Consider the following 8958-nt stretch of genomic DNA (forward strand, 5'->3'; position numbering starts at 1 on the left):
TCCCCTGATTGATGGTTTATGCGAAGCCGGGCACCGGTGCGTTGCCGGTGGCTTCCAGTTCGCCGCACAGCCAGCCGTTGACCGCGTCCAGCGCCGGCTGGGCGAAGCCGTAGGTCATCAGCGATGGCGATTGGATGTCCAGCGCCTGATACGGGTTCCACAGGGCCAGGTGCAGGTCCGGTTTCCATGTCGCGCGGGCGTGTTCGCCGTAGCGCAGGCGCGAGGTCGAGGCCAGGATGGTGAAGCGGCCATCCTGCGGCAGCGCGCTCCAGTCGAAGGTGTCGGCGTCGGCGAAGGTGGTCAGCTCGACGTCGTACAGGCGACGCAGCGATGCGGCCACGCCCTCGGCCGGCACGCCGGCTTCGGACACGCCGTCGCTGACCACGTCCTGGCGCACCACCAGCCGCACCTGCGCGCCCTGTGGCGGGCGGGTGGGCGCGCCGTAGGCGGTCAGGCTGCGGCGCCAGCCTTCGGCCATCACTTCGCGGTCGGCGGCGTCTTCCTTGTAGGAGCGCGGCTTGCAGGGATAGGCCAGCGCCAGCGACGCCAGGCGGTCCAGGCGTTGCTTGACGGCGTCCATAGCCAGCTCGCCCGAGGCGATGGCGGCGGCGATGGAGTCCAAGGTTTCGTTCTGCGTTTCGGTGGTGCCCAGCGCCATTACCATGTCGGCGCCGGCGGTCAGCGCGCGCACGGCGGCGTTGCCCACGCCGTAGCGGCCGGCGATGGCGTGCATGTCCATGCCGTCGGTGATGACGACGCCCTTGTACTGCCATTCCTCGCGCAGCAGGCCGGTGAGGATGCGGCGCGACATGGTGGCCGGGTTGTCCGGGTCCAGTGTCGGGTAGACGATGTGGGCGGTCATCATGGCCGGAGCGGCGCCGGAGGCGATGCGGAACGGCGCCAGCTCCAGCCGGTTCAACTCCTCGACCGGCTTGTTCACGGTCGGCAGGTCGCGGTGCGAATCGACGTTGGTGTCGCCGTGGCCGGGGAAGTGCTTGACGCAGCAGGACACGCCTTCCGCGTGGCTGCCGGCCATCCACGCCATCGCCAGTTCGGCGGCGCGTAGCGGCTCGGCGCCGAAGGAGCGCTCGGCGATCACCGGGTTGTGCGGGTTGTTGTTCAGGTCCAGCACCGGCGCGAAGTTCCAGTTGAAGCCCAGCGCCTTGACCGCGCGCGCCACGGCGGCGCCGGTGCGGTAGGCCAGGTCGGTGTCATTGGCCGCGCCCAGGCCCATGGCGGCCGGCGGCGCCGGCACCCAGGTCGAGCGCACCACGGCGCCGCCTTCCTGGTCGATGCCGATCAGCGACTCGGGGCCCATGACGGCGCGCAGGTCGGCGGTCAGCTTGGCCAGCTGTTCGGAGTCGGTCATGTTGCCGCGGAACAGGCAGACGGCGCGGATGCCGTTGGCCTTGATGAAGTCGGCGGTGGCGGCATCGAGCACGGTGCCGGGGAAGCGGATCATGATAAGTTGTCCGGCGATCTGTCTAAATTCGCTGAGGTCGTTTTGGGTTGGGGTCATTTCACAGCTCCGTCCATGCCACGCATGAAGAATCGTTGAGTAAAGAGGAAGGCTGCCAGCGTGGGCAGGATGGTCAAGATGGTGCCGGCGGCGATCACGCGCGTGCTGCTGCCGAAGGTGCCGCGCAAATACAGCACGCCCACCGACAGCGGGAATTCGTCCGGCTTGCTCATCACGATGGATGGCCAGATGTATTCGTTCCATGCCTCGACCGCCGTCAGGATGCCGACCGTGGCCAGCCACGGCGCGATCAGCGGCAGCATGATCTTGCTGAAGATGGTCCACTCGGAGGCGCCGTCGACCCGGGCGGCGTCGATCAGGTCCTGCGGCACTTCCTCGAAGGCTTGCTTGAGCAGCAGGATGGCCACCGCCGTGACGACGTTGGGCAGGATCACGCCGGTGTAGGTGTCGACCAGGCTCAGTTTCGTCACGGTGATGAAGTTGACCAGGAAGTTCACTTCCGACGGCAGCACCAGCGTGGCGAGGATCAGGCCGAACACCAGCTTGCGGCCCTTGAAGCGCATGCGCGCCAGCGGGTAGGCGGCGGCGGAGCACAGCGCCAGCTTCCAGAAAACGGTGCAGGCGGCGATGAAGACCGAGTTGCGGAAGAACGACCAGATCGGAATCGCCTTGAACACTTCGATGAAGTTCTCGAACGACGGCTGGTTCGGCCAGAAGGTCGGCGGGAAGGCGAAGATGTTGCCCTCGGTGGAGATGGCCGTCACCAGCGTCCACCAGAACGGGAACACGCAGACGACCGCGATCGCGCAGAGCAGCAGATAGTGGAGCAGGGAGCGGGCGATCGTCTTCATCGGTGTTTGGGCTTGATGTAGCGCAGGCAGAGCAGGGCGATGCCGATGCAGAAGATGGACATGACGAAGCTGGCGGCCAATGCGCGCGGCAGCTTCAGGTGCTTGAGGCCCTGGTCGTAGGCGTAGTACAAGCCGGTGAAGGTGGAGTTCATCGGGCCGCCCTGGGTCAGCACGTCCACTTCCTGGTAGGCCTTCAAGGCGGCCAGCACGGACAGGATGGTGCAGACCATGATGGTCGGGCGCAGCATCGGCACGGTGATCCGCCAGAAACGCTGCCAGCGGTTGGCGCCGTCGAGGATGGCCGCCTCCTGCATGTCGGCGGGGACGGCTTGCAGCGCGGCCAGGTACATCACCATGTACCAGCCAAGTCCGCGCCACAGCGTGACGAACATGATGGCGAACAGCGCCAGGCTGTCGTTGGAGAGCCAGCCGACCGGCGCGCCGACCAGGCGCAGCGTCATCAGCACGTAATTGAGCGCGCCCTGTTCGTGGAACATGAAGCCCCACATGATGCCGACCACCGACACCGTGGTCACCACCGGCACGTAGAAGGCGGCGCGGAAGTAGCGGATGCCGGGCAGCTGGTTGTTGACCAGTACCGCCAGAGTCAGTGCGCCGATCTGCACGAAGGGCACCATCAGCAGGAAGACCAGCGAGTTTTTCAGGCCGGTGACGAACATCTCGTTGTCGAAGATGTAGCGGAAGTTGTCCAGGCCTATCCAGTGGGTATCGCGTATCAGGCTGTAGTCGGTGAAGGCCAGCAAGGAGCCGAAGGCCACCGGCCAGAACGAGAACACGGCCAGCAGCGCCAGGGCCGGGGCGAGGAATAGCCAGGCGGTGAGGTTCACGCGGCTCATCTCAATGGCTCCGCTGCGCGTTGAGTTTCTTGTTCCAGATCGCCACCGCCTGGTCCAGTGCCTGCTTCACGTCCTGCTTGCCGGTGACGCCGGCTTCGACGGCCTTCACCAGATAGCGGCGCAGTTCATCGTAGTCGGTGATGCCGGCCACGTACAGCGTGTGCGAATGCGGCATCGACACGGCGCCCGCCGATACAGCCTTCTCGGCCGCGCCGGCGCCCGGCGGCACGGTCATGAAGAAGGGATCGTTGGCCGCCTGCGCCATGGCCGGATACACGCTGGCCTGTTTGGCGAAGGCCAGCTGGTTGGCGTCGTTGGTCAGGTAGCGGGCGAACTTGCCGACCGCCGGCAGTAGCTTGGCGTCGACGTTCTTCGGCACGGCGAAGTGGATCAGCCAACCGCCGTCGGCGATGCCGGTAGGGCCCAGCGGCGCGGGGGCGACGTCGGTGATGGCGTAGATGTCTTTGGCGTCGCTCTGGATGCGCTTGACGGCCGTCGGCGGCGCCAGCAGCATGCCGAGGCGGCCGCCCTTGTAGGCGTCGATCGCGGCGGGGAAGTTATCCTCGGCGAACAGCGCGTCCTTCAGCAGGCCGCCGGCCTTGTAGGTCTCGGCCAGTTTCTTGATCAGCGCGATGTGGGCGGGCGAGTTGAATACCGCCTTGCCATCCTTGATGACGGCCAGGCCTTGCTGCATCATCAGGCCGTCGATCTTGGACAGCGCGGGACACAGGCCGGCCTTGCCGGTGCGGGCGGCGATCTGGCGCGCGAACAGCAGTTGTTCGTCGAGATCGCGTGGCGCATGCTGGATGCCGGCGGCTTTGAAAATCTGGGTGTTGTAGGCGATGACGGCGACGTTGCTGTACATCGGGAAGCCGTAGGTCTTGCCACCGAAGGTCAGGTCTTCCAGTGTGCTGGGAAGGTAGCGCTGGCGGACGTCGCCGAGCAGGGCGTCGACCGGCGTGAGCAAGCCGTCGCGGGCGAATTCGTCGGCCCAGGGTACGTTCAGGTTGACCAATGCGGGCGGGGTGCCGGCGACGATGCGCGTCACCAGCTTGGTCTGGATCACGTCCCATGGAAAGTCGACCCACTCGACTTTCACGTTCGGATTGCCGGCTTCGTAGTTCTTCACCAGCGTCTCGAAGTAGGGAGTGAATTTGGGCTTCATGCTGAAGGTCCAGAATTCGATTTTTTCCGGGGTGGCCGTTGCCGGGTTCGCGAAGAGCGCCGCAAGCGCCAGCAGCCACCCCGCACGGCGGTATGCCGGGGTCGGACCCCGTGCGGGGTCCGACCCCTTCGGCTTGCGGGGTGGGCGCGGCGCAATCACGGACTTAGTTGGTCTTGGTGACTTTGCTCAGGTGGCGCGGCGCGTCCGGGTCCATGCCGCGTGCCGCCGACAGCTGGGCCGCCATCACGTAGAAGGCCTGGATCGCCACGATAGGATCGAGATCCGGCGTAGCCGCTACCGGCAAGGTCAGGTCGCGCTCGGCCACGTCGGCCGGTGCGGCCAGCAGCACGCGCGCGCCACGGCCGCGCATCTCGGTCGCCAGTTGCAGCAGGCTCGCTTGCGTCGGGCCACGGGTGGCGAAGATCACCAGCGGATAGCCTTCTTCGATCAGCGCCATCGGGCCGTGCTTGATCTCCGCGCCGCTGAAGGCTTCCGCCTGCAGGGCCGAGGTTTCCTTGAATTTCAGCGACGCTTCCAGCGCCACCGGGAAGCTGATGCCGCGGCCGACCACCATGATGTTGCGGGCCGGGGCCAGCACTTCGATGGCCGAGGTCCAGTCTTCCTTGGCCGCTGCGCGCAGCGAGTCGGGCAGGGCTTCCAGGCCGGCCAGCAGCTCGGGATCGTTCTGCCATGCGGCGACCAGGCGCGCGCCGGCGACCAGGCTGGTGATGAAGCTCTTGGTGGCGGCCACGCTTTGCTCTTTGCCGGCGCGCAGCGGAATCGACCACTCGGCGGCGTGCGCCAGCGGCGAGTCGATGTCGTTGACCAGCGCGATGGTGGTGGCGCCGCCGTCGCGGAAGTATTTGATCGGCTCGACCACGTCCGGGCTCTGGCCCGATTGCGAGATCGAGATCGCCAGCGTGTCGCGGGTGATCAGCGGCGATTTGTTCAGCGTTACCAGCGACATCGGCAGCGACGCCACCACGCGGCCCAGGCGGGCCATGATCAGGTAGGCGGCGTAGGCGCAGGCGTGGTCGGAGCTGCCGCGCGCGATGGTCAGCGCGGTCGAGAAGGACGTGCTCCTCAATTTGCGGCCCAGCTCCGCGTAACGGTCTCCGTCGCTGGCCAGCTGGAGGGCTACGCAATCCGCTGCGGACAGGGCTTCTTTCAACATCATTGAGGTCACAACAATTCTCCTTCGATATAGACGGCTTTGAGATTCAGGTCACGGTCGAGCACCACGAGGTCGGCGTAGGCGCCGGGGGCCAGGCGGCCCCGCTCTTGCAGGCCGAGATAGTCGGCCGCATACGTTGAGACCCGTGCCGAGGCGTCCGCCAGATCGAGGCCGAGTCCGACCAGGTTGCGCAGCGCCTGGTCCATGGTGAGGGTGCTGCCGGCCAGCGTGCCGTCGGGCAGGCGCACGCCGCCCATGCATTTCATGACGGTGTGGCGGCCCAGCATGTACTCGCCGTCCGGCATGCCGGTGGCGGCGGTCGAATCGGTCACGCAGTACAGGTGCGGGATGCAGCGCAGCGCGGTGCGGATGGCGCCGGGGTGCACGTGCAGCAGGTCGGGGATGAATTCGGCGTACTGCGCATGGGCCAGCGCGGCGCCGACCATGCCGGGTTCGCGGTGATGCAGGCCGGTCATGGCGTTGAACAGGTGGGTGAAGCCGTGCGCGCCGTGCTCCAGCGCGGCCACGCCGTCCTCGTAGGTGCCGAGGGTGTGGCCGATCTGCACGCGCATGCCGGCGTCGGACAGTTCGCGCACCAGCTCCAGGTGGCCGCCGATTTCCGGCGCCACGGTGATCAGCTTGATCGGCGCGATCGCCTCCAGGCGCTCGACGTCGGCCAGCTTGGCGCTGCGCGCGTACGGCGGCTGCGCTCCCAGCTTGCCGGAGTTGATGAACGGGCCTTCCAGATGCACGCCCAGTACGCGCGCTTCGCCTTGGCCGCGTTGGGCGGCGGCTTTGCCGATGCCTTGCAGCGCCAGGTCGATGTCTTCCGGCGGCGCCGTCATCGTGGTGGCCAGCATGCTGGTGGTGCCGTGCTTCGCATGGATGGCGGCGATGGTGTGGACGGCGTCGCCGCCCTCCATCACGTCCTTGCCGCCGCCGCCGTGCACGTGCAGGTCGATAAAGCCAGGCAGGATATAGACGTCTTCGTTGTTCGACGGGTCGGTGCTGCTGCCGTGGATGGCGGCGATACGGTCGCTGAAGGTGATCTCACCGCGGACCCAGCCCGCCGAGGTCAGGATATTGCCTTGGATTGCACTGCTCATCTGCGCGACTCCGCTACGAATTCATAATAATCACTGCGGCAATACGAGTGGGTCAGTTCCACCGCTGCGCCGTTGTCGAGATAACTGACGCGGGTGATGTGCAGCATCGCGGCACCCGCAGGTATGTTGGCCAGGCGCGCTTGTTCGACGCTGGCGTTGACGGCGCGGATATGCTGCAGCGCGCGCATCGGAATGGTGCCGTTGGCTTCCAGGTAGCCGTACAGCGAATCGGTCACGCTGTGCGGATTCGGCATGTACTGGGCCGGGATGGTGGTGGTCTCGATCGCCATCACCACGTCGTCGGCGGTGCGCAGGCGCTTCAGGCGCGCCACCGGCATGTTCGGTGACAGGCCGAGCGACAGCAGCTCCACCGGCGAGGCGATGCCGATGTCGCGTTGCAGCCAGCGCGAGCCGGCGGTGAAGCCGCGTTCGCGCAGCTCTTCGGAGAAGCTGGTCAGGCGCGATAAGGGCTGCTCCAGTTTCGGCGTGATGTAGGTGCCGGAGCCGCGCTTGCGGGTCAGCATGCCGCGCTCGCACAGCATGTCGATCGCCTTGCGTGCGGTGACGCGCGAGATGTTGAGCATGTCCGACAGCACGCGCTCGGACGGCAGGGCCTCGTTGGCGCGCCAGTCGCCGGCCGCGATCCCGTCGGACAGCTTGTTCGCCAGCTGCATGTAGAGGGGGGTGTCGCTCTCGGCATCGGGCTGGAAATCGCTCAACTGGGCTAGCACAGGCTTACTCCTTCAGACGTTGTTGGATCAGCCGCAAAGCACCTGCCGCGGAATCGCCTTGCGGCGTGACGATCCGTTTCAACATCGAGACCGGCAGGTAGGGGCGCAACGGCGCGGCCAGGCCGCCGCACAGCGCGATCGGCAGCTTGCCGCCGGCGTCGAGCGCGTTGCCCATCAATTCCACCTGGCGTCCCGCTTCGAGCAGGATGGCGCGCGCGGTGTCGTTCGATTCGCCATGCTGCAGCACGATGCGCGCCAGTTGCGCGTATTGTGTTTGCGTGGCCTTGGCCAGCCAGTTCTGCAGCGCGTCGCGGCCGCCGCCGCAGGCTTGCGCCAGGTCGGCGCTGAAAGGGGAGGCCGGCACGCGGCCATCCAGCACCTGCTGTACGTGGTTGATGGCGCGCAGGCCGATCCAGGCGCCGCTGGCTTCGTCGCCGGCCGGGAAGCCCCAGCCGCCCACTTCGACGTGGACGCCGTCGGTGCGCTTGATCTCGCCGACGCTGCCGGTGCCCAGCGCGATGATGGAGCCCGGCTGGCCGCGATGCGCGCCCAGCACGGTGGTGTGGCCGTCGGTTTCCAGCGCGACGCGGGCGTAGCCGGGATTGGCGGCGACGAATTCGGCCGCCCAGGCGCGGTTGTGCACGCCGGCCAGGCCGAGGCCGATGGCGATCTTGTCTTTGCTCGGGAGTTCCAGTTCGGCGGCGCGGAAGGCCATGCCGGTGGCGTCTTCGACGGAAGCCCAGGCGTTGGCGATGCCGTGCATCAGGCCGGACGGGCCGCTGACGCCTTCGGCCAGTTCAATGCCGTCGATGCGGGCCAGTCGCACCCTGGTGCCGGTGCCGCCGCCGTCTACGCCGATTAAAAATTCGATCATGATTATCCGAGAATGCTGTGCCGGGATCCCCCGTGTGAGGGCACTATATGTTTGGCAAACCAGCTTGTCAACAGGTATTTAACTGGTATTAGAAAATATTGAAGTGGACTGGCATTGTCGACTTGGAACGTATTTGTAAGTGTTTGTTTTTGCTGGGTATTGCTGGATTTTCCGGCAAGTGGTCCGGTGTCGCATTTGCATGCCACTTTGGTCTGCTTTTGGTAGGGAGGAGGGCGAGGGAGTACACTACGGCTTTAGTGCACTTTGAAAGCAAGATGATGAACGATTACTGGGATGACTGGCAGAAGGAAGCGTTGGCGGCCGGCGTGAAGGCGCCGCTGGCCAAGCTGGGGATGGAAGTGATGAAGGCGAACCGCAAGAATCGCTGGCCCAAGCATTTCATCGGGCGGATGGAGGATGGTCCGATGATGCTGGCGATGTGCCTGGAAGAGCCGGATGAGACGGAGTTGCTGTTTATCGAAAACCTGCATCCGTACGACGACAAACTGATCGCCGCCACCAAGAAACGCCTCTGTTTCGATTAATACACCGGGGTCAGGTCTGACATTCGGACACGAGCTCTGCCGTAAGCCTGCTTACGGCAGAGCTCGTGTCCGAATGTCAGACCTCGTATATTGAGCATACCGCATCTCCATCGGATAATAAGGACGTAGGTGCGGTCAGGCGGAGTGACGCTGATCAGACTTAGTGCCATAGAGC

General features: G+C 65.8%; 9 protein-coding genes. 1 reads left to right on the forward strand and 8 read right to left on the reverse strand.

The annotated features are described in order from the left end of the window. Positions 1–16: 16 nt before the first annotated feature. From RUGAMON1_RS07310 to RUGAMON1_RS07345, 8 genes are all read right to left on the reverse strand, one after another. The gene (locus RUGAMON1_RS07310; protein ID WP_445229867.1) at positions 17–1519 is read right to left on the reverse strand and encodes a glycoside hydrolase family 3 protein; all 1503 of its coding nucleotides are present in this window, start codon (positions 1517–1519) and stop codon (positions 17–19) included. Further along, positions 1516–2331 carry a carbohydrate ABC transporter permease gene (locus tag RUGAMON1_RS07315; RefSeq protein WP_445229868.1) on the reverse strand — a complete coding sequence of 272 codons (816 nt, stop codon included), beginning with the start codon at positions 2329–2331 and terminating at the stop codon, positions 1516–1518. Before RUGAMON1_RS07315 ends, RUGAMON1_RS07310 begins: the two co-directional genes overlap by 4 nt. Further along, positions 2328–3188 carry a carbohydrate ABC transporter permease gene (locus RUGAMON1_RS07320; RefSeq protein ID WP_445229869.1) on the reverse strand — a complete coding sequence of 287 codons (861 nt, stop codon included), beginning with the start codon at positions 3186–3188 and terminating at the stop codon, positions 2328–2330. The genes RUGAMON1_RS07315 and RUGAMON1_RS07320 overlap by 4 nt, the downstream gene beginning before the upstream one ends. A 1-nt stretch (position 3189) precedes the next feature. Continuing rightward, a complete protein-coding gene (locus RUGAMON1_RS07325; protein ID WP_445229870.1) occupies positions 3190–4353 on the reverse strand; it encodes an ABC transporter substrate-binding protein in 1164 nt (387 codons plus the stop codon). A 163-nt stretch (positions 4354–4516) separates the two neighbouring features. Continuing rightward, the gene (locus RUGAMON1_RS07330) at positions 4517–5530 is read right to left on the reverse strand and encodes an SIS domain-containing protein (RefSeq protein ID WP_445229891.1); all 1014 of its coding nucleotides are present in this window, start codon (positions 5528–5530) and stop codon (positions 4517–4519) included. Positions 5531–5535: 5 nt separating this feature from the next. Continuing rightward, complete coding sequence (nagA, locus tag RUGAMON1_RS07335; protein WP_445229871.1) at positions 5536–6633, reverse strand: N-acetylglucosamine-6-phosphate deacetylase; 1098 nt, start codon at positions 6631–6633, stop codon at positions 5536–5538. After that, a complete protein-coding gene (locus tag RUGAMON1_RS07340; protein WP_445229872.1) occupies positions 6630–7364 on the reverse strand; it encodes a GntR family transcriptional regulator in 735 nt (244 codons plus the stop codon). Before RUGAMON1_RS07340 ends, nagA begins: the two co-directional genes overlap by 4 nt. A 4-nt stretch (positions 7365–7368) precedes the next feature. Beyond that, entirely contained in the window at positions 7369–8238 is an 870-nt protein-coding gene (locus RUGAMON1_RS07345; protein WP_445229873.1) for a glucosamine kinase nucleotide-binding domain-containing protein, read from the reverse strand. 275 nt (positions 8239–8513) lie between these two features. Here RUGAMON1_RS07345 and RUGAMON1_RS07350 point away from each other — a divergent pair, with 275 nt between their 5' ends. Further along, positions 8514–8783, forward strand: a complete 270-nt coding sequence (locus RUGAMON1_RS07350) for a hypothetical protein (RefSeq protein WP_070267635.1) — start codon at positions 8514–8516, stop codon at positions 8781–8783. Positions 8784–8958 lie beyond the last annotated feature (175 nt).

Source organism: Duganella rhizosphaerae (assembly GCF_040364205.1).
GTDB classification, from domain to species: domain Bacteria; phylum Pseudomonadota; class Gammaproteobacteria; order Burkholderiales; family Burkholderiaceae_D; genus Rugamonas; species Rugamonas rhizosphaerae.

Excerpts from the sequence above, each read along its gene's own strand:
- RUGAMON1_RS07320 (WP_445229869.1), bottom strand. The coding sequence starts at position 3,188 with ATGAGCCGCGTGAACCTCACCGCCTGGCTATTCCTCGCCCCGGCCCTG.
- RUGAMON1_RS07310 (WP_445229867.1), bottom strand. The coding sequence starts at position 1,519 with ATGACCCCAACCCAAAACGACCTCAGCGAATTTAGACAGATCGCCGGA.
- nagA (WP_445229871.1), bottom strand. The coding sequence starts at position 6,633 with ATGAGCAGTGCAATCCAAGGCAATATCCTGACCTCGGCGGGCTGGGTC.
- RUGAMON1_RS07330 (WP_445229891.1), bottom strand. The coding sequence starts at position 5,530 with ATGATGTTGAAAGAAGCCCTGTCCGCAGCGGATTGCGTAGCCCTCCAG.
- RUGAMON1_RS07345 (WP_445229873.1), bottom strand. The coding sequence starts at position 8,238 with ATGATCGAATTTTTAATCGGCGTAGACGGCGGCGGCACCGGCACCAGG.
- RUGAMON1_RS07315 (WP_445229868.1), bottom strand. The coding sequence starts at position 2,331 with ATGAAGACGATCGCCCGCTCCCTGCTCCACTATCTGCTGCTCTGCGCG.
- RUGAMON1_RS07325 (WP_445229870.1), bottom strand. The coding sequence starts at position 4,353 with ATGAAGCCCAAATTCACTCCCTACTTCGAGACGCTGGTGAAGAACTAC.
- RUGAMON1_RS07350 (WP_070267635.1), top strand. The coding sequence starts at position 8,514 with ATGATGAACGATTACTGGGATGACTGGCAGAAGGAAGCGTTGGCGGCC.